At 49.1% G+C, this 20,969-nt stretch carries 18 protein-coding genes and 1 pseudogene; 6 read left to right on the top strand and 13 right to left on the bottom strand.

Going from position 1 to position 20,969, the window contains the following annotated elements:
- Nucleotides 1-84: 84 nt before the first annotated feature.
- The 5 genes from G5S52_RS24330 to G5S52_RS00500 form a co-directional block, all read right to left on the bottom strand.
- Nucleotides 85-1,626 (bottom strand): diguanylate cyclase domain-containing protein, encoded by a 1,542-nt coding sequence (locus tag G5S52_RS24330; RefSeq protein ID WP_368737432.1) that lies wholly within the window; start codon nt 1,624-1,626, stop codon nt 85-87.
- Nucleotides 1,626-2,015 carry a CHASE sensor domain-containing protein gene (locus G5S52_RS23670; RefSeq protein ID WP_235956032.1) on the bottom strand — a complete coding sequence of 130 codons (390 nt, stop codon included), beginning with the start codon at nt 2,013-2,015 and terminating at the stop codon, nt 1,626-1,628. Before G5S52_RS23670 ends, G5S52_RS24330 begins: the two co-directional genes overlap by 1 nt.
- A complete protein-coding gene (locus G5S52_RS00510) occupies nt 2,012-2,587 on the bottom strand; it encodes a YfiR family protein (RefSeq protein WP_235956031.1) in 576 nt (191 codons plus the stop codon). The genes G5S52_RS23670 and G5S52_RS00510 overlap by 4 nt, the downstream gene beginning before the upstream one ends.
- Nucleotides 2,572-4,734, bottom strand: a complete 2,163-nt coding sequence (locus G5S52_RS00505; RefSeq protein WP_165011334.1) for a TonB-dependent receptor plug domain-containing protein — start codon at nt 4,732-4,734, stop codon at nt 2,572-2,574. The genes G5S52_RS00510 and G5S52_RS00505 overlap by 16 nt, the downstream gene beginning before the upstream one ends.
- A 338-nt stretch (nt 4,735-5,072) precedes the next feature.
- Nucleotides 5,073-5,606, bottom strand: coding sequence for an NUDIX domain-containing protein (locus G5S52_RS00500; protein WP_165011333.1), 534 nt, complete (start codon nt 5,604-5,606; stop codon nt 5,073-5,075).
- A 150-nt stretch (nt 5,607-5,756) separates the two neighbouring features.
- Here G5S52_RS00500 and efpL point away from each other — a divergent pair, with 150 nt between their 5' ends.
- Both efpL and G5S52_RS00490 read left to right on the top strand, forming a co-directional pair.
- Nucleotides 5,757-6,332 carry an elongation factor P-like protein EfpL gene (gene efpL, locus G5S52_RS00495; RefSeq protein WP_002538609.1) on the top strand — a complete coding sequence of 192 codons (576 nt, stop codon included), beginning with the start codon at nt 5,757-5,759 and terminating at the stop codon, nt 6,330-6,332.
- A gap of 307 nt (nt 6,333-6,639) precedes the next feature.
- Nucleotides 6,640-8,163: a trypsin-like serine protease gene (locus G5S52_RS00490; RefSeq protein ID WP_165011694.1), complete on the top strand. Its 1,524-nt coding sequence runs from the start codon at nt 6,640-6,642 to the stop codon at nt 8,161-8,163.
- Nucleotides 8,164-8,198: 35 nt separating this feature from the next.
- Here the strand turns inward: G5S52_RS00490 and G5S52_RS00485 are convergent, their stop codons facing one another.
- The 6 genes from G5S52_RS00485 to G5S52_RS00460 all read right to left on the bottom strand — a co-directional run bounded on the left by G5S52_RS00485 (nt 8,199) and on the right by G5S52_RS00460 (nt 15,273).
- The gene (locus G5S52_RS00485) at nt 8,199-8,912 is read right to left on the bottom strand and encodes a DUF3726 domain-containing protein (RefSeq protein WP_165011332.1); all 714 of its coding nucleotides are present in this window, start codon (nt 8,910-8,912) and stop codon (nt 8,199-8,201) included.
- Nucleotides 8,909-10,615 carry a hypothetical protein gene (locus G5S52_RS00480; protein WP_165011331.1) on the bottom strand — a complete coding sequence of 569 codons (1,707 nt, stop codon included), beginning with the start codon at nt 10,613-10,615 and terminating at the stop codon, nt 8,909-8,911. Before G5S52_RS00480 ends, G5S52_RS00485 begins: the two co-directional genes overlap by 4 nt.
- Before the next feature lie 97 nt (nt 10,616-10,712).
- The gene (locus G5S52_RS00475; RefSeq protein WP_165011693.1) at nt 10,713-12,284 is read right to left on the bottom strand and encodes a BCCT family transporter; all 1,572 of its coding nucleotides are present in this window, start codon (nt 12,282-12,284) and stop codon (nt 10,713-10,715) included.
- 84 nt (nt 12,285-12,368) lie between these two features.
- Entirely contained in the window at nt 12,369-13,355 is a 987-nt protein-coding gene (locus tag G5S52_RS00470; protein WP_165011330.1) for a membrane dipeptidase, read from the bottom strand.
- Between the two features lie 22 nt (nt 13,356-13,377).
- The gene (locus G5S52_RS00465; protein ID WP_165011329.1) at nt 13,378-14,826 is read right to left on the bottom strand and encodes an aldehyde dehydrogenase family protein; all 1,449 of its coding nucleotides are present in this window, start codon (nt 14,824-14,826) and stop codon (nt 13,378-13,380) included.
- A 42-nt stretch (nt 14,827-14,868) separates the two neighbouring features.
- Nucleotides 14,869-15,273 (bottom strand): RidA family protein, encoded by a 405-nt coding sequence (locus tag G5S52_RS00460; RefSeq protein WP_165011328.1) that lies wholly within the window; start codon nt 15,271-15,273, stop codon nt 14,869-14,871.
- A 133-nt stretch (nt 15,274-15,406) separates the two neighbouring features.
- Between G5S52_RS00460 and G5S52_RS00455 the strand changes: the two are divergent.
- From G5S52_RS00455 to G5S52_RS00440, 4 genes and pseudogenes are all read left to right on the top strand, one after another.
- Nucleotides 15,407-16,305 (top strand): annotated as a pseudogene (locus G5S52_RS00455) (LysR family transcriptional regulator).
- 73 nt (nt 16,306-16,378) lie between these two features.
- Nucleotides 16,379-16,807: a thioredoxin TrxC gene (trxC, locus tag G5S52_RS00450; RefSeq protein WP_002538596.1), complete on the top strand. Its 429-nt coding sequence runs from the start codon at nt 16,379-16,381 to the stop codon at nt 16,805-16,807.
- Between the two features lie 154 nt (nt 16,808-16,961).
- Nucleotides 16,962-17,342, top strand: a complete 381-nt coding sequence (locus G5S52_RS00445; protein ID WP_165011327.1) for a hypothetical protein — start codon at nt 16,962-16,964, stop codon at nt 17,340-17,342.
- Nucleotides 17,343-17,359: 17 nt separating this feature from the next.
- Complete coding sequence (locus G5S52_RS00440; RefSeq protein ID WP_165011326.1) at nt 17,360-18,748, top strand: class II fumarate hydratase; 1,389 nt, start codon at nt 17,360-17,362, stop codon at nt 18,746-18,748.
- A gap of 379 nt (nt 18,749-19,127) precedes the next feature.
- Here G5S52_RS00440 and G5S52_RS00435 read toward each other — a convergent pair whose 3' ends face one another.
- Both G5S52_RS00435 and G5S52_RS00430 read right to left on the bottom strand, forming a co-directional pair.
- Nucleotides 19,128-19,373 (bottom strand): hypothetical protein, encoded by a 246-nt coding sequence (locus tag G5S52_RS00435; RefSeq protein WP_165011325.1) that lies wholly within the window; start codon nt 19,371-19,373, stop codon nt 19,128-19,130.
- Nucleotides 19,374-19,449: 76 nt separating this feature from the next.
- The gene (locus G5S52_RS00430) at nt 19,450-20,631 is read right to left on the bottom strand and encodes an alpha/beta hydrolase (protein ID WP_165011324.1); all 1,182 of its coding nucleotides are present in this window, start codon (nt 20,629-20,631) and stop codon (nt 19,450-19,452) included.
- Nucleotides 20,632-20,969 lie beyond the last annotated feature (338 nt).

The raw sequence follows: 20,969 nt of genomic DNA, 5'->3' as shown, positions 1-20,969 counted from the left end.
AACGTCCCGTATTGTTGCTCTTTTGATCGACACTAGCAAAATGTACCGGTTGCCTCGAGTTGAGTTTTGACTGAGTTTTTACGCTCACACTGAGCTAAGGTTTAATGCACTCTTTTCTGACTTTGAAAAACGGTTTTTGCCATTGGCTTTCGCGTCATACATGGCCTTATCAGCCTGCTCGATAACTTGTGCCAGCGATGACGGATCATTCGCTGACCAATAACGTACACCAATACTCGCACTCACCCTTGGTTTGCAGTTGTTAATCACAATTTCATCGCTGAGCTTTTCGAGAAGTCGATTGGCAACGGTATCGACCGGAGCATTGCCATACAACGCAATCAGGAACTCATCACCAGATAAACGGGAAACGAAATCACGACGAGACACAGACGCTTTCATACGTTCAGCCACCACTTTCAACAGCTCGTCACCCACCTGATGACCAAACTGGTCGTTCACCGATTTAAAGCCATCCAAATCGATAAACAGAATGTGCATGTCGCGCTCTTTATCATGGTCTTGGGTTAACTTTTCCAGCGCATGAGCGCGATTCGCCAAGCCTGTCAGCGCATCGTGGTTTGCGATGTAGTTAAGGCGCTGAATCTCCATTTCTGTCGACAAATCAACAATGGTAATCACGAAACCTTCCACACTACCTCGATGATTAGTGAGGGTTCGCGCAACGACCTGACAAGGCATTTCAATGCCACCGTGTCCAACCAGTGTGCGGTGCCACTCCATGGTGCCCTCGGTCAGCAACGTCTTCAGCTCCGCAAAGCTCAGATGGCTTTCACTGTCTGTCGACAGGGTACGCCACGAGTAGTGGACACCGAAGGTATCAATGCAGGCAGCGTTTTGTGTTTTGATAGTGAGATCACGAGACATCACCAAGGTCGCATCCTGACTCTTATCGAAGATCAGCTCAGCCAGTTTACGGCGCTGCTCAGCCTCTCGCTGCTCCGTGACATCTTCAAACTGCACCAGAGAATGTTGCGCCGCCAACATGGGTTGAGTGCTGATCTGAAAGATCTTTCCAGTCAACGTATGTGTCAGCTCAATGCCCTTCATCGGCTGGTGATTGTCAATAGCATGAGAGATCGCATGAACCCGGGAGGCAGGCGAGAAGGTTTGTAATAGCTGTGGCAGATCTCTCGGTGAGCAGTTTACCTGACGCAGCAAATACTCCGCCGCAGGGTTGAAATAAGTCACGACATCGCCCGGTGCGATAACCATGACCCCATGCTCCATAGTATCCAGCACCTCTCCAATGTACTGACTCTTATTTTCCAACTGGTTAAGGGTTTGCTTTAACTGATAATCGCGCTCAGACAAATTGGAAACCAGATCGTTAAAGCACGCTGTCAACTGCCCTAGCTCGTCGTTGTGTTTGATGGGAATCGCACGCCCGAATACACCCAATCGCAGCATAGAAGACATCGACTGATGCAGTGAAGCCAGTGGATGAGAAACCAGACGGTGCAATAATTGCGCAAAAACCAATGCCAACAGAGAAAGCAAACTGGTGCCTGCAGTGAGATAGCCCACCAAGAAATGGCGCTCCTCTTCAATCGCAGCGCGGGAGACATACACCTCGATAAAACCAAGGATTTCTTCGCCAAGCACTATCGGTTTTTCACGCGCTCAAACTGTGTGTCAGTGCAGCTAATGGCAGCGCCCACCAACTGGCAGTCTTCTGGTAAGTCCATGACAGACGCAAAATTGGCGTCATTGGACGTGCGCACTTTTGCGCCAATCAGGTCTGGGTCAACACGCAGCGCTTCAAGCTGTTCCAATGCTGTCTGTTTGTCATCAAATGCCAGTGCTGCCGTCAGGTTAACTGCCGCAGCATTAGTCAGGATTTTGGTTCGTCCAATCAGGCTTTGTTCCATTTTGTCTTCGGCGACGTTTTCAATCGCAAAGCCCAGCAGCACAACACCTGCAGTCATCAAAAACCAGGTCGGTAACACCAGTTTGATTCTGAGCGGGAGGTTATTCAGCCAACGAACAATCATGCTTTGTCCTCCTCATCGATTACCGCTATTGAAAGCAGTTGAGAACGAAGCGAGAACGGAACACCCACTAAATGACTTCTGTTGATCAACGGCTTAATCCGGTTATTCATACGAACAAATGCCATCATGCCACCCGCCCTGACGAAGCGGCGCCCTTCTCCCACTAGCAACGCATCAGGAAAGCGCGCTTTCAGTGCCGACACTTGGTCAGCCTGATCGGTAGTGGAATAAACAATATGGCACCCAGGTGGCTGGGCTTGAGTGTTTTGGATTTGATGAAACACTGCCAGAGGTTTCTGTTGAATAATTGCCTTCAATTTTTGGCTGACACCGTTATCGGCATCCACGCAGAAGTGATATTGAGATGACGATTGATGCGACGACTTCCAGTCCACTAATAAAGCAAAGCGGAATAAATAGACCGCTTTTAAATCGTCATCCTGAATATCATTAGCCAACGCACAGGTACTGATTGAGAAGACAAGCAACGCCGAAAGCCAGAGCGCAAACGCTCTGGCTTTGTAGTGTTGATAAAGATGCTGCCAAGACGGGGGCATTACGGAAGCTGCCAATCTATTTCCAACCAGTATTGGGTACCGTTGTCAAAGCCGCTATAGCTTTCAGGGTACTCATTCACTTGATCGTTAAACAGGTTCTCTACCGAGAAAATAAATTCCGGGAAATCTTTGGCAGGTTTCCAGCCTGCAATGAAATCCCAGGTCAGCACTTCTGGCCAGCCATAATCTTCCTGACTGCCTAACAACTCGTCCGGCTTGGAAGCCGCCACGTAGTTCAAGACATTGCTGACCCAAATATCCGGCGTGATATCCCACATGATTTGAGCATTAGCGAGATGCACAGGTTCGTTTTCGTAGCTGCGAAGCGGCCCTTCACTACTGCCACACACTTCGCCGTGACACTCTGCTTTAATTTTGCGGTAGGAGTAGCTGGCGTTAACCTGAAAATCGCTCGACGGTTGCCATTTAACACTTAATTCGCCGCCGTGGGTTCGAGCACTTAATGGCGCTATCTGGCGATATTTATAAACATCGATAATGGTACCGACAGTCCCAGGAGAAGAGTCCTCCCAGATGTAATTACGCTCAGCGCTTTCCAACAGCCACGCTGGAATATCCGACTCTTCACTTAAAAAGAGATTGGCATCAAATTGAACCGTTTTATCTACCCAGAAGCGATAGCCCAGCTCAAACGTCTCCACCTTTGGAACGGGCATATTTTCATCACCTTGATTCACAATAACCTGCATATAATCAAAGGTGTATGGCAAACAGTTGTTTGGGTTTCCAGCCTCACAGAACGCTACGTCACTGGCATAGATATTTTGATGGAAATCCGTTGTTCTGCCTTGGCGTGCTGGCGTAATGACCGCTCGTCCCCAACCAGCCCAAATTCGTTGGTTTTCGCTGAGATCTTGCATTAAACGAATTTGTGGTTGAGCGAAAGTGTCTTCGACCAAATTGAAATACTGCCAACGGTTACCAACCATCAATTCGGTGCTATCCGTCAGCGGGTAGGTATAGTTGAGATACAGCGCAACACTTTGATTGGTGAAACCAGGTTCATCAGTCACACGCAGATACGGCGATGTGTATCTTTCGTGATCACTGTACGGACGGAAGTATTCATCGACCAAACGATAGTTCAGACCCACCATAAAGTGGCCGCCAAGCACGTTGCTGTCGGTATAGGTTGTTTCCGAATCGAAGCGGGTAAAATAGGCGTTGCGATCACTACCATTACTGTTGCTGTATGTCAGCCAGAATTGCTGTTCCCAGTGGGTATCTTGGCTCAACTCCTGAAGGTATTTAATTCCCGCGAAGTATTCCTCAGCCACCATTTCGCTATCAAACGCCACGTAATCTTCCATATCCTGACCCGGATAAAGGAAGTGGGGTTGGTAGGTTAGCCATTGGTAATCTTCACGGGAACGGATGCCGCCAACCTGAAACGAAATGGTACGATCTAGGTTTTGGTAATCGCCGCGCATACCGAATCTTTCGGTATATACGCGGAAATCCTGTAGATCCTCAACTTTCTCTTCTTTGCTTGTCCAAGGCATATGCTGAACAAACTCGGCGTACCCGCTCAGGAAGAAGTTGTCCGCGACTTCACCTCCGTGTCGAACCTGATATTCCTGATAGTGATAGTTACCGACAGAAGCAGATACCCGTTTTCTTGGGGCATCTTCAGCATCCAAGGTAATAATATTGATGACAGCATTTGCGGCATTTCCGCCCCAAATCGTTCCCACCGGTCCGAGCACGACTTCAATGCGATCGATGTTGTCGAGGCTGACGGGAATTAAGTCCCAGTCCACGCCCGAAAACATGCCATTAAACACACTTCGGCCGTCAACCATCACCAACATGGTGTTACTCAAAGCTTCATTGGTAGTGCGAGCCGCGATACCCCAATCGTAGTTAGAGAATTTGGCGACATGTAAACCCGGTGCCAACACCAGTACGTCAGCGACAGATCTCGCACCTGATCGTTTAATCTCTTTTGACGTGATGACATGTACGGCGGCAGGAATATCAGCAAGACTAAGTGAAGTTCGGGTCGCTGATACCACTTTGGTGTCAGAAAGAGACTCAAGCGGCATATCAAGCAGCGCATCAAGATCCACATCAGCCAGAGAAGGCAATGAAAAAGGTAGGCTTAAACAAACAGCCATCGCGGCTCGGCGGGCTTTAAGCATTTCGCGTATTCCAGAAAATCGTTATTGGCACGTTGCCGTAAATCTGTATCCGTAAGGTGACATGTCATCCGTGTGTTGCTGAGTTCAAAATGAGGTAGATCACCTTTTGAACTACAGTGTACTTTGAGCGAGATTATACGTGCGACAGCACGGGCAGAATAGCGATTTAGGAAGGAGAAAGTAGGGTTTTTAGCACGCTAAGAGGCATATCTCATTGTAAGTCATATAAATGACGCCAATATCAATAATTGCGTCATTTATATGACGAAAAAGCCCAAATCAGATAATACATTTCAATGAGTTAGCAATTTCTCATTTATGAAAGCGGAAGACTGCATTTATACCAGATTTTTCAATTTCGCCAGCCCATAAGCGGCGACAGTGACATTATCTTTAATCTCTCCTTCCACCATCATTCGCTCAAATTCCTCGATGGGGAAAGGACGTGAGATCAGATCCTCCTCTTCAACATCAAGAGACTTACCCACATCAGTCAATTGCGTCGCTAAATAGATATGACAGGTTTGGTTGAGGAAACCATAAGCGATGAAATGCGCGCCCACATAGACCATCTCTTTCGCATCTAAACCTGTCTCTTCACGGAGCTCGCCTTTTGCCAGTTCAAGATGATCAGCATCGGGACGTGATTCCCACGCGCCTTGCGGCAACTCCCAGCAACGCTGTTGGACGGTATAGCGAAACTGCTGGACTAAATGGATCTGTCCGTTATCAATCGCCATGATCACGGCGCAATCAGGTTTATCTACCACACCATAAATACCTTCTGCGCCACTTGGGCGAAGGATCTTGTCTTCACGAACGGTCATCCATTTGTTTTGGTAGACCACTTTAGTATCGAGCTGTTTAATCATTATTCTGCTATTCCGTTCCTAAATGGGTATCAGTGGTAGATCACTAAGCTTAGAGTGCGTCTATTTCTGCACCAATGATACATGCTGTCGCTTGCCAAAATTAGGATTCGTGATATTTTTCGCATCAGTTATTCAACTGGAACAGTGACCATGCCAAAGGCAAGTGAAATTAAAAAGAACGCCGTTATCGAACACAACGGTAAAGTACTGGCAGTTAAAGACATTGCTAAGCTGACGCCAAGCGGCCGCGCGGGCAACAGCCTTTTCCGTATGCGTCTTTACGATGTAGCAACCGGCGCGAAAGTTGACGAAAGCTTCAAGGCAGACGACATGATTACTCTGGCGGATTTCAGTCGCCACCCTGCTGACTTCTCTTACGTTGATGGCAACGAGTACGTGTTCATGGACTCTGAAGACTACACCCCTTACCACTTCAACAAAGATGACATCGAAGAAGAATTGCTGTTCATCACTGAAGAAACCAAAGGCATTCAGGTACTGGCTGTGAGCGGCAAACCTGTGGCTCTGGAACTGCCTTCGGCTGTTGATCTGGTGATCACCGAGACTTCTCCGTCTATCAAGGGGGCTTCTGCAAGTGCGCGTACCAAGCCAGCAACGCTGACCACTGGTCTGGTTGTTCAGGTTCCTGAGTACGTGGCGCCTGGCGACAAAATCCGCGTTAACACCGCTGAACACAAGTTCATGAACCGCGTCGAGTCGAAATAAGCTTCGACACGGTCTCTAGCAAATAAGCCCTGGCAACGTGCCGGGGCTTTTTTTATCTCACTCTTATTGCAAACCACATCTTCCCAGCCAAAAAAGTTTTGAACAAGATTTGTGGTTTTCTCTCCAAACCACGAAACATGCAACTTTTTGAAAATGAGAAAATTGAGAGTCACTCGCAAACAACGAAGACTCTCACATTGCAACTTGTTTATAAGCACGCTGCATTGCTTCTTTTTAAGTGAGCATAACGCTCGCTTTGTAAATCAAGGAGCAAACATTGAAAAACAAAATAACAATGGCGCTTGCCATGACATTGATGTCACCTTGTCTATTCGCTGCTGAGACGATCACCCTTAATTCTGCTGAAGTGTCACCACGTATCGTCGGTGGTGTGGATGCCAACCCAGCGGAATGGAAGTTCTATACCCAGATTGTGAATTCGAACAGCAACCGTTCGTTCTGTGGTGCCAGTTATATCGGCAAGGGATTTGTCTTGACTGCCGCACACTGTGTGGACACCGACGCACCAAACCATATAGCAGTGAAGATTGGCGGCTACCGCTACAATGGCGCCGATGGTTTGCGGGTTAATGTTTCAGAGATCTATATCCACCCCAATTTCAACACCCGCAATCTTGCCAATGACATTGCCTTGCTTAAACTCGCCAGCGTGCCTGCGGGATTAACACCAGTTGAAATAGCTGAAGGGTCGCTATACCAGTATGTGTCTGACGGTGATTTACTGACCGTTGCGGGATTAGGCCGAACTTCAGAGGGTGGCAGCTCACCAACCGTTCTTCAGGAAGTGGACGTGCCTTTGGTTTCTGATGCGGCCTGTCGTCAAGCAGGTGGCAGTTATACGTCAGTGGGCGATGTTTCTTTCTGTGCGGGTGTACCGCAGGGTGGCATTGACTCCTGCCAGGGTGACAGTGGCGGCCCAATTGTTGTTAACCGTGGTGGTGTAACAACCCAGTTGGGTATTGTCAGCTGGGGTGTCGGCTGCGCCCGCCCAGACAAATACGGCGTATACAGTGACATTGCTGCTCTTCGTGAGTTTGTTGATGGTGTTGTTTACGGAGGCACAGATAAGGTCAGCCTCAGCTACGCAGAGAATCAAGTTCTTGCTGATTTCATTGCTGGAGAGCCCAAACTACACACATTCACTATCCGCAACACTGGGTTTGCACCTTTCACGATTGACCGTTTAAGCGTCTCTGGTTCCGGCGTCGCAACCTCTCCTGTGATCACCAATGATCGATGTCTGCAAACTACGCTGCAGGGGAACGAATCCTGTCAGGTCGGTATAGAGTTTGGTGCCAAAGAAGTCGGTATTGCAAAAGCAACCCTGACGTTTGAGATCGACCAAACAACAACGGTATATAAAGCCAATGTGTCAGCCACTGCCAAACCAGCGATCGGGTATTGCTCTACCGATTGGCAAGAAACTGCGGTCTACTTGCCTGGTGACACTGTCACTTGGGGCGGTAAGCTTTGGCGTGCAAAATGGTGGACACAAGGTGAACACCCATCCACCAGCGGCCAATGGGGCGTATGGGAAGAAGTTGGCATTGCTGACTGTAGTCCCGTCAACCCTGTCGAGCCACCAGTACAACCGCCTGTTGAACCAGAACCACCAGTGACGCCAGAACCACCGACGGGTTCAGACAGTTATGTGGCAGGCACTTCATACTCCGCTGGCGATATCGTCACCAATGGCGGATCCACGTACGAATGTAAGTCATGGCCTTATAACCTTTGGTGTGGCGCAACCCCAAGCGCCTATGAGCCGGGTGTCGGTACCAACTGGCAAGATGCCTGGATCCTTCGCTAACTAAAATTGCCCCGATGCAAAACATCGGGGCAATTTTATTCTCCTGCTCCTCGCATTGAGCGCTCACTGTCTTCAACCAACAGTCTTGATGCGTAGTGTTTTAACGCCTCCCAATTACTCAGGCGAATTCTAATTCCCTGCTCCCATGCGGCGCTCGCCGCTTCATTTTGCTCTTGAGCGGAAATCGTTGGCACCGATGCACTGTTCGAGGCGGAAAAAGGAGCCAGGCTTAATTCTATTTGCATGCTGTTTTCCTCCAGACCCAGATCCTTTTGAAGGTAAATATCAGGATACCGGGAGCCCGCATTCAGAATGCACTCGATATCATCCGGCGAGTCATTCCTGTGCCAGCAAACACGCACTGATAGCCCTTTACCAGCCAGTTTAAGAAGCTCACCAAATGCCAGCCAACGGTTGCGGCAATCTTTGACTGACATCGACACCTGTGGGAAGCCAATTAACCTTTCAACTGCCACATCAATCAAAGCGGGCAAGTGGCAAAACAAACTGCCACCATGAAGGTTCACGAGGATATTGCCATCGATAATGTCGCACCGCGGAGCACGCGCTTCTCGCTCTTCATCTAGGGTAGGTAAAGCCTCGACAAACATCGAAACGCCACTCAACCCTGCCATTTCCAGATCAACCACAGTTTCCGCGATAGTATCTGACTCACCATGGGGGTGATTTAACGCATCAAAGGCCTTAGTGCATAGCCCCACCAATTCGTTGTGAGAGACCTGGATCATAGCCCCTCCCTTTGCTCTGAAGACGAGGTTAAAACAGGAAACAGCCAAGAGTCAGTGTCTGCGCCATTACCCAACTCTACAAAAGTAGGAGCACCTTGGAACAAGGTCACTCTCACCCAGCGGTCAGAGCGGGGATCGAACTTAGTCGCTCCAAACATCGAAAGCTTGCAGCGAAGCAGGTGCATGGGCAGCACATTTTTCGCCAGCACATTGATTTGAATATCCCCCATGGGGCAATTGCCAAGCGTCCAAATACGACGGGCAATCATTCTGAAACGCGTATTTTCCAGCAGGAACTCAGCCAGTGATGTGGTTGAATCCACTTGTTTTAGCGAGTGGTAGAACCTTGAAGCCTGCCTTCCGACGTCAAGTCCGAGCTCTTTTTCTTCACCGGGTTCTTCACCACGCACCGCCATGCGAGGTTCTTCTTTATCCTGTGAGCGGTACCAAAACCAGTACTGATTATCTGGCTCAGAAAAATCAATGTCTAATGCCCAACGATAACGTGTTTCCAGAAGAGAAATCATGGTCGACACTTTAATGCCAGGTGTCAGTGACAAAGACTCATCTGCATTCATTTCATTGCAAAAAGGATCGACAACGTCTGGGAATGTTTCGAGCAAACAAGTGACCAGAATTTCCTGTGTTTCGAAAGAGTATTTTTCCGCAGTAGAGATTGCATCAACCCAATATGACCCATCACTGGAAAGCATCACAATATCCTGCTCCAGAGACGGAAGTTCATCCACACTCTGCGCGTTTAACCCTTTCTGATGCTCATCAATGGTAACGACTTCTTTCAGGTGTTTTCTTGCCTTGTGTAACAGAGACAACACCCTCACCGCGCTCTTTTCGCAGACAGATTGCTGCGACACAGCCGCCAAAGCCATTTCCCGGTGAGTCAACCAATTGTCTACCACTCTTGGATGACGAATAAGGTAAGGCGCCATACCCAAACCTGTGGCATTGCCTACCCCGATATAGCGCTGTAACTCAGGTGACAAGGTAGTCGCATGAACGCCGCCTTTTTGCTTCGCCAGAAAATGAACCCAGTCCAGACTGAATTCGCGAAGCATATAAACCGCACACATTTGCGCACTGAATGAGAGGCGAAAATCCGGGTTTTCATTCAACGTTTCAAAGTCCGCAATCCCAAATTTACCATTTCCATACACAGCGGTTGTGCGGAGGATGTACCCCACATTCGCGATTTCCTGAGCGCTGGGTTGCTGCCCAGCCGACAACGCATCAATCAGATGTTCAAACACGCGCACACTCTTGTTGGCACGTGATAACACCAACACCTGCGTAGTATTTCTGCCTGCTTCCTGCAGCGGCACATTTTGACGCAAGCGTTCTAGCTCACTCTGATCAACCCGTCCCTTGACCAGCGCCATGGTCACATCCCACTTTTCCGCAATCACACGATCATTGCGCTCTTCATCGGCAATAGCCGTTGAAAAAACGACCAGTTGATAAACCCCATTTGGTGTCAGCAATTCGTAGACTGCTGTTCCAAATCCTTCCGCAGCAATGTCCCACTGAACGCATTCAATCTTCCACTGCTCAGACTCCATCTTTCTCAACAAACTACGCACGAAACTAAGACGGGTTTGATGCATCGCACCTAATCGATAGGGATCCATCACCACAGCTGGATCACGCAGCATAGTGACACTTTCCATTGCAGTTTTTGCATTCATGAAGCCACACCTACAAACACTCAGCATTGTTGATTATTCGGGGACAGCGTTATTCATGCTGTCCCATATTTGCCTCGTAACTGTCAATTCACGACGATTAATCCAGTCCTTGGTCTTTCGCCATTTGCAGGGCGATTTTGGGCCCGTTCCACAGTGACGGCAGCAGGATGAGTGATACCGGCACCGCAGTGATAACAATGAAGGATTGGAGCGCTGAGACGCCGCCAGAGCCCAGTGAGATAAGAATGATGGCTGTTGCCCCCATCATGACACCCCAGAAAGTGCGCATCAGACCATTTGGGTTGAGGTCGCCGCTGATCACCACACTGATCGTGTAGGTCATGGAGTCCCCCGTAGTAACGATGAACACCGTGGTGAGGATCAGGAACAAAATGGAAATCAGCATGGGGAACGGCAGTTGCTGAGTGATTGCAAGCAGTGATGCTGGCAGGTTAAAGCCTTCGAATGCCTTACTGACCGAGCCAGGTTCTGCCATTTCAAAAGCCAGACCCGAGCCACCCACAATGGTGAACCAGAAGCAGGTAATAAGCGGTGCAATAATGCTAATGGTAGTGATAAGTTGCCGAATCGTTCTGCCGCGAGAGATACGTGCAATGAAGATGGCCATCATCGGGCCGTAGCCCAGGAACCAACCCCAGAAGAATACGGTCCACCAGCTTAACCAGCCCATGTCACCGCGGAAGGTTGCCATCGGAATAAAGTTGTCGACCATGGTGCCTACACCTTGCAGGTAACCATTGATAATGAAATCAGTCGGGCCAACCAAAAGGATATAAGCCATCAGGCCCACAGCCAGAATCACGTTGTAACGACTCAGGATCTGAATACCGCGGTTAACGCCACTCAATGCCGAGATGGTGTAAATAGCAATCGCACAGAGGATGATGATGAATTGGGTCGTGAAGCCATCAGGTAATGCGAACAATGCGTTCAGTGCATAGCTGATTTGCAGACCAAGGAAGCCAATTGGCCCAATGGTTCCCGCTGCAACCGCAACGATGCAGCAAGCATCAATCAGGGCACCAAACATACCTGTCATGGCGCGTTCACCGAATACCGGATAAAGCAGAGTACGCGGTTTCAGTGGTAGCCCTTTGTCATAGTGAAGGTGCATGAGCACAATGGTGGTCAGTGTGCCTAGGATAGCCCAAGCGAGGAATCCCCAGTGCATAAAGGACTGTGCCAATGCATTAAATGCCTGACGCTGAATATTGCCTTCTGGCACACCATACAGTGGAGGAGGATTAACGAAGTGAGCGATCGGCTCTGCCGCCGCCCAGAAGACACCACCGCCGGCCAAAAGAGTACAAAGAATGATTGCCAGCCACTTGAAGCCATCCATCTCGGGCTTGTCCATCGCACCTAAGCGCACCTTCCCAGTACCTGGACTGAACGCCAGTGCAAGGCCAATCAAAAACGTCGCCAGCAGTAGCAACTGCCAGTAAGGGCCAAAGAAGGACACACTCCAACTGAAGCCAGCATTAACCAGCGAAGACAGAAGCTTGTTATCTACAAGCGCTGTCACCACAAACAGCGTGAGAAAACCGCCGCTCATCCAAAAAACCGGATTATCAAGACCCAGTTTCACCCAGACACTTTGTTCCTTATTTACAGTGCTTGTCTTCTCTGCATTGAGTAATTCAGACATCATCTGTCTCCACGTTGTCGTTAGCTCCTGAACCAGCGTCCAAGAACCTTGCTCCTTGTGAGCGGGTTATCCCGCCTTGCGAAATTATTCCGGCTTTAAGCCGTCCTCCAAAAAAGTGAGCCAGTTGCGGCCGAGTATCCCTGCCGTTTCCTGTTCACTGAATCCAATTTCGCGCAATCCCTGATAAATGTTTTTTAATCCGCTGGTCTCCGGGAACCACGGCAAAGCCGCGGGCCAGCCAGCGTTTGAGGCCGAGCCTTCTCCATAGTCGAGGCTTTTTGACCATCTGCCATTTCGCATCCATTCGAGAACGCTCTGTGGCTGGTTTTGACAAAGGTCACTACCAATAGCGAGGTGTTCTACACCCACCATTTCAGCGGTATCTGCGACCATTCGGCAAAAGTCTTCCAGGCTGCAATCGCTGCCGCCGGGAAGGTGGAAAGGGTAAAGACTGAAGCCAAGCAAACCGCCTCTTTCGCACAAGGCGCGGATCACTTCATCCGACTTATTGCGAAGTGCAGGATGAGCACGCTGTGGGTTTGCATGGCTTATACAGATAGGGCGCGAGGACAGCTCAATCGCTTCCAGCGTTGAACGTTCAGAGCTATGAGACATATCCACGATCATTCCAACACGGTTCATCTCTGCGATGGCCTGCTTGCCAAAACGGGTCACACCGCTGTCTTCCTGCTCGTAACAACCCGTCGCCAGCAAGCTCTGGTTGTTATAGGTCAACTGCATGATCAAAAGGCCAAGCCTACGCATCACCTCAATCAGGCCGATTTCATCGTCGATCGGCGAACAATTCTGGGCACCAAAAAAGATCCCAACCTTGCCTTCGCTTTTCGCCTTGAAAACGTCATCCATAGACATAACAGGCATGATCAAATCGCTGTTTCGCTCGAAGTGTAAGTTCCACTCAGCAAAACGGGTCAGTGTTTCACGCGCAGTCTCGTGGTACACCAAGGTCACATGAACCGCAGTCACTCCACTTTGTTTGAGCGATTCAAAATACGCTCTGTCCCAGAGGCAGTATTGCAATCCATCGATGATGATTTCGTCCTGATACATAAGCTGTCCCTACCCTGATCAATTAGTACGCACGCTGGTAAGCCGTTTTCACGATGGTGTAGAAGTCACGTGCATACTGGCCTTGCTCGCGTGGACCAAAGCTGGATTCCTTACGGCCGCCAAACGGTACGTGGTAGTCAGTGCCTGCTGTTGGCAGATTGACCATCACACAACCGGTTTGGGCTTGTTGCTTAAAGAGGGCGCTGCTGCGAAGGCTGGATGTCACAATCCCCGCAGTCAGGCCAAAACGGGTTTCATTCACTTTGGCGATGGCTTCATCCAGAGAACCGACGCGCTGAACGCAGGCCATAGGGGCGAATAGCTCTTCCTGGTTGATGTCCCAATCATTCTGGGTATTGATGAACAAGGTCGGCGCCATGTAGTAACCGTCGTTTTCAAGGGTCAAACGCTCACCACCAGTAACTAGCTCCGCACCCAGTTCATGGGCTCTCTCCACCCATTTCAGGTTTGAAGAGAGTTGGCGTTCATCGACGACTGGCCCCATAAACACGCCGTCTTCCAACGCATGTCCTACTTTCAGTTGCTGCATACGAGCGGAAAGTGCTTCAACGTAAGCATCATGAACGCTATCAAGGACGATAAGGCGGGAGGACGCGGTACACTTCTGACCTGTCCCAGAGAATGAGCCGGCTATGGTTGCTTCAACGGCGATGTTGATGTCAGCATCATCGGCAATGACAAGGGCATTCTTACTGCCCATCTCAAGCTGGCAGCGAACAAAATTAGGGGCCGTCGCGGCCGCTACTTTTCGGCCTACATCTACAGAACCCGTGAAGCTGACCGCATCGATTTCGCTGCTGTGAATCAGGGTATCACCCACTTCAGATCCCGACCCCAGCACCAGGTTAAATGCTCCTGCCGGCAGCCCTGAACGGTGAATGATATCTGCTAATGCCACGGCACTTGCCGGTGTCAGGTTGGCGGGCTTCCAAATTACGCTGTTGCCAAATGCCAGCGCTGGCGCAATTTTCCAAGAGGCAGTTGCCGTCGGGAAGTTCCATGGCGAAATGATCGCAACCACGCCCACAGCTTCACGAGTGACTTCGACCTGAACGCCGGGACGCACAGAGTCGGCCATATCACCCATTTGACGCAGCACTTCCGCCGCGTAGTATTGGAAGAATTGCCCCGCCCGGTAAACCTCACCACGACCTTCTGCGAACGGTTTGCCTTCTTCACTGGAAAGCAAACGGCCCAACTCATCACAACGTGCAATCAGCTCATCACCAATGGTTTGCAGCACTTTCTGTTTTTGTTCCAGAGGCGTTTTCGCCCAAACTGGCTGCGCTTCATGCGCACTGGCAATCGCCTGATGAACCTGAGCTTGGCTGGCTTGCGCAAAGTCCCCCAAAGACTCGGAAATGTTAGATGGGTTGATGTTGGCAACCGTATGGTTTCCCTGACACCATTCCCCACCGATGTAGAGTGCGTTTTCTCTGTTCAGGCTCATCGTTGACTCCTTGATCTCTATTTCTTATTTCAAATTCATTCGTTATTGGGGAAGCGCGGCATACACCACCAGCTCCACCAACATGCCTTCCCTTGCTAAATCCGCCACAACCATGGCCGCACGGTTGGGATATGGCGCATTAAAATATTCGGCGTAAACCTTGTTAACAGTAGGGAGACAGCTACGGTCCGTCACATAAATCAGCACTTGCAGCACCGCCAAGCTAGTCACACCAGCGCTTTCAAGTGTGTGCATCAGGTTATCCATGGTTTGACGGGTCTGCGCTTCAATGCCGCCATTCACCAGCTGACCTTGTTTATCAATGGGAATTTGAGCGGTGTAGAGCGTACCGTTATGGCCAACCGCCCACTCAAGCGGGGCTTTCGAGGCAAACAGCTCAGTTTTAATCACGGATTTCTCTACGTGGCGATTCTCTTGGGGCAACATTGAATTAAGACTCTCTTTGTCAATCTGTTAACAATTGATTAAAGTCTGCCTTACAATTCTTGATAAAACGAACGGTTAATTTTTTTCAATTGTTCAGTTTTACTTATCATTATCAGAGAGGGACTTGGGGCGGATGGATATTAAGCTGCAGCAGTTGAAACACTTTTCCTTAGTCGCGGAGCTGCGTGGCTTTCGCGCGGCGGCTTCAAAAGCTAATCGCTCGCAGGCGGCACTATCTACCTCAGTCAAAGAACTGGAAAAGATACTGGGGCAATCCCTGTTTGATAATGGACATAAAGCAAAACTGACCCCTTTTGGCGAATTCTGTCTTCCTAAAATCAACCAATTTCTAAAGCTGTACGAAGAGTTGAACTCTGACCTCTGTGCCGCTGCCGCAGGCCAGTTAGGTCAGGTACGGATTGCCAGCGTCCCCTCGGTCGCCGCCAAGTTAATCCCCACCGTTTTAGCAAGTTACACAGAAAACCATCCCAATGTGGATGTCGCTTTGGTCGATGACAATGCAGCCGGTGTCGAAGCAAGGTTGCTCGCGGGAGAGGTAGATTTAGCGCTGGGGAACTGTCTTCATATTCAGGATGAACGCATTGAGTTCACACCGCTAATGGCTGACCCCTTAGGTGTGGTGTGCTTGAAAGACCATCCTCTAACGCAGCAGGCAAGAGACATCGAATGGCAAGATCTGGTGGCGCTTCCTTTTGTAAAAATGGCACCTGCACCCTGCTTGAGCCCACGCATGCCAATGTACTTGCTGCCAATGCACGCTACAGTGTCGAAAACATCACTTCCCTGTTTTCCGTTTTAAAGCTTGGGATAGGCATTACTACCCTACCTAAGCTCGCTTTCCCTGATGATGAGAGGGATCTCTGTTGGCTCCCCCTAACGACGCCTTATGTGGAAAGGCAAATTGGTATATTACGATTGAGAGATCGTTACTTTTCGCCACAGGCTTATGAATTTTACGAACTTTGCAAAGCGCGAATTTCTGATGATAGGAGAAACCAATCTCAACGATAGATGAAATGAAATGGCCTCAAAGCCGGGATACGAATAATCTACACCCAAGCAAATCAAAGGAAAGGTTTTCAAAATGAGTACATTAACCGTGCGTTGTCCACATTGTAATAAGCTGAATCGCATTCCAGCTGAGCGCGTTGATGAGAATCCAAGCTGCGGCATTTGTAAGTCTTCGCTGCTAACAGGAAAACCGATTGAAGGCACTGATGACAACATGGACGCCCTGCTCGCTTCTGGTAAGCCTGTGGTTATTGATTTTTGGGCACCTTGGTGTGGCCCATGTCAGGGATTCGCGCCAGTATTTGAAGCCACCGCAAAAGGTAAGCAAGAAGACGCTATCTTCGTCAAAGTTAACACTGAAGAGCAGCAAGCGTTGGCAGCGAAATATCGAATCCGCAGCATACCGACCATCATGGTGTTTAAAGATGGAAAGATGGCACAGCAAATCAACGGTGCGCTGCCACAAAATGAGTTCAACGGCTGGTTATCACAGACTATCTAACTCATTTCACTATCCATACCGAGGGGCGCTAAAGCGCCCCTTTTTTGTTTCGATTGCACCGAAACCCTCAATAACGACAAAAACCAAGGGGTTGTTATTAAAAACATTAAATGATAATTATTATCATTATCTAGAGATAAATCAGGGCCGGTGAATGATCGACAGAACGTTTTTATACACAGAGTATTTTCAGTCGTTGGAAAGGTTTAATCATTCAGACATTGTCTGGGGCTATGAACCCGATGTGGTTTACCACTTCATTCAGTCTGGTGTCACGCTTGCTTCCTACCATGAGTTAGGCGCAGAAAACGAAAGCCCGCTGCTAGCTGAGCTTTATCTGCGTCAGGTTTACTTCGCACTGATTGAAGCTATCCGGGACCCCGAGCGATCACAGCAATTCCGCCACGTGTGCCTGAATATGATTCATGAGCCTCTGATTGCTCTTAAACGGTTTTATAAACGCCGCCATGGCGGGGAACAGAGATTCCTCTCACTACAACTCGAATTACAACGCCTTCAGGCACCATTGGATTAAAGGCAAAAGGACCCTGTATGACTACCCAAGAATTCAGAACAGAGAAAGACAGCATGGGGGAAATTCGCGTTCCTGCCGATGCCCTCTACCAAGCACAAACTCAGCGCGCCGTCGACAACTTCCAGTTCAGTCGACACACCATGCCAGCCACTTTTATTCAGGCCTTGGCATACATTAAGCAGACTGCTGCTATCACCAATGCACAGCTGGGTTTGCTGCAAGGTGATATCGCTGAGTCAATCTCTGACGCTGCCCAAGAGATCATTGATGGTGAACACCTCAATCAGTTTCCTGTTGATGTGTTCCAAACCGGTTCTGGCACCAGTTCTAACATGAATGCCAATGAAGTGATTGCGACGCTCGCCAGCGCCAAGCTCGGCGATGTCGTTAGCCCAAATGACCATGTAAATATGGGCCAAAGCAGCAATGACGTAATCCCTACTGCGATTCAAGTCAGCGCCGCTTTAACGATTGAAAAACACCTACTTCCATCTCTGGCTCACCTCTCCCATACACTGCATATGAAGCGTGAAGATATCGGTGCCGTGGTCAAAACAGGCCGCACTCATTTGATGGATGCGATGCCAGTGACTTTTGATCAGGAACTCGGCGGCTGGCAGTTCCAGGTTGAGCATGCCAAACAAGGCATTGAGCGCAGCCTGGAAGCCGTGAAGGCACTCGCACAAGGCGGTACCGCGGTGGGCACAGGTATTAATGCAGATCCACGCTTTGCCTCTGCCTTCGCCCATAACCTGTCACAAGCGACAGGCTCGCAGTTTGAAGCCAGCGAAAACTTCTTCTTCAACCTCAGCAGTCAAGACGCCATGGTTGCTTTGTCTGGCCAACTCAAGACGGCTGCTGTTGCCATCATGAAGATTGCCAATGATCTACGTTGGATGAACTCCGGTCCGCTGGCGGGGTTGGGAGAAATTGAGCTTCAAGGCTTGCAGCCAGGATCTTCCATCATGCCGGGAAAAGTGAACCCTGTGATTCCTGAAGCCGCAGCGATGGCAGCAGCACAGGTAATTGGCAACGACGCCACCGTCACCGTGGCTGGCCAATCTGGCAACTTCCAGCTTAACGTGATGCTCCCAGTGATTGCTCACAATGTATTGGAGAGCATTGAGCTGCTCAGTAACAGTTCGCGTGCACTCGCAGACAAGGCCATTTTCACGTTCACGGTCAGGAAAGAAAATCTGGATGTTGCGCTAGCAAAAAACCCCATTTTGGTTACTGCGCTCAATCCAGTGATTGGCTACCTGAAAGCGGCAGAGATCGCCAAAAAGGCATACAAAGAAGGTCGAGCCATCATTGATGTTGCGGAAGAAGAGACAGATTTAGACAGAGAAACGTTAACACGCTTACTCGACCCTACCCAACTCACCCAAGGTGGGTTGGCAGAATAATAAAGCACTACCTTCACTTGCTGAAATACCGGAACAGCAGTTAGGTTCCGGACAACAAACGCCCTCAATTGAGGGCGTTTGTTGTTAGGGGCTGTTGACCTTTGGTGGTTAAATTTTGTTCTAGCCATAAGCGTTTTAGGCGCGGCGAGGTGTGTGCCGCCTAGCATTCTAAGCAAATACACCTCAACAAAGCATAAAACGCTTAGGGCAGAACCCTTCGGGCAGCGTTTGTGGGGAATTTCTGCTGCGTTATCGGCTTCTCATGTAGGCTAGCTACACATCGAAGCCTCTGCCTTGCACAAAACCCCCACAAACTGCTGCAAAAATCATCACCAAAGGTCAACAGCCCCTAGTGAAAGCAAACTTTCTAAACTAGGAGTTAGTGCTTTTTCGGTCCGTAACGAACCAGATCTTTGCCATTTTCAAACACTTCAGACGTTACGTCGCGCGCAAGGATCAGTTGATGTTTATCATCCAGCACGGCGAGAAACGGCTGACCAGTGGCATTGTTGGTTGCCAGCGCAACACCCGCAACACCCGTCAGTCCCAGACCTCCGCTTTCAATAGCGATAAGGAAGGTTTCAAGCTCTTCTAGGGTGCTGATGATATCAATTTTGTCAGTCATAAATTCACAGTTATTGCGGTTTGAATAATGCGCAGGATTATTCCATGCCACACACGCCATTGGCAACGAGGCGCGCTTATTTTGTCACGGTTCCTATCGTTTCCGCTAACTCTGAAAAATAGGGATTCCACGTCAAACGGGCATGGATTTTACCTTCTTCCAGATAGTCATAACTGGAATACCAAAGTTCGTCGCTATTCGGACAAGCTTTTTCTGCTTCCTCACTCTGGCCATTGTCACAAACCAATTGGCTACCGTTTTTGCCGTAGTAGCCATTGGTTGGAGAGAACAACACACTCATGTGAGAAAACGTACTGATACGTTGCTCTGGGATGGATGAAGCCAAAGAGATAATGCGTGTGTCTCCTGTGATTTTCCCGTCCCCGTACCATACAAAACGGCTTTGAGGGTGAAGAAAGCTCGACTTAAACAGGTCAATAGTTTCAGCAGAATCCAACACGCTGTCACTCTCGCTGATGACCATCAGTACAGGTTTGCGATATGGCGTTTCTGATAGCTGATCATTCACTTCACTGACCGACTCAGAAAATAAAGCCGCGCCGTTTGTAGCCAAGGTCGCGTAGCGGGTGTAGTTGTCTTCATGCGGATCAACATCCAGCCAATCCAGGAAATAGTTGGCCACTGGGGCAATCACATGAAGGGAATCTTTTGGCGCCATGGCCGGAGAGAACAACAGGAGTCCATCAATATCATCATGTTGAGCAGCATAAGCCGTTACGAGGTTTGCCCCCGTAGAGAAGCCGCCCAACCAGACTTCGTCCACATTATTTGCCAACAGCTCTGCATGGTGTTGAACCACCCGCTTCCAATCATCAATGGTTGGCAATATCAGGTCGCCGGGACGCGAGCCATGACCGGGAAGTAAAACGGTTCTAACCAGAAAGCCCTGCTCCGAGAGAACCTTGGCAATATCTCTGAAATAGAATGGAGAGTCACCTAGCCCGTGTACAAAAAGTACGCCTTTAGTCGGTGTGACTCGTTCCTTTGGAGCCAGCTCAAACGGCGTATTCGCATCAATTTCTGTCTGCTTGTCGCCCGTCAAAAAGACCCGGTTTTGCTCCAGCCAAAGTTTGGTGTCTTTAACATATTCATCAAACGACGTTTGCTCATACTCAGGCAATTTCTCTGATGTGTGATATAGAGGCTCATCAGGTGCCTGCAAACAGCCTGTTGTCAGGAATACTCCTCCCAATACAACAGCTGCCACTTTCAAATAGGTTGAGTATCTGGATTTCATAACACCTCTCGCAGAATGGGATGAGCCATTCCTACTGATTAATGAAATCACTTTAAACAACTCAGTGTGAAAAAAATGTCAGCCGTTGTGAAAATCAGCCAAATACTATTATTTTTTCAAATACTTGAAATGGGTATACGCCTTTAGCTTTCTGACACACAAGAGGCGTAATCAAAGTCCGATCTGGGCCAATTGCTGGTAGTTCCAGAACCGACGTTGAATGTAGAAGCATTATTCGCATTAAATGAATCACTCGAAATCGAGTGTGCCACTTCTTTATGCGTGACCTGACGCATTAGTGCGTTGTTATCGCCATTCGGAACCTTGTCTTTTATCAC

It is taken from the genome of Grimontia sedimenti (assembly GCF_011045095.1).
Classification (GTDB): domain Bacteria; phylum Pseudomonadota; class Gammaproteobacteria; order Enterobacterales; family Vibrionaceae; genus Enterovibrio; species Enterovibrio sedimenti.
The sequence above is the reverse complement of the archived record's forward strand: the minus strand, read 5'-3'. Positions and strand labels throughout refer to the sequence as shown.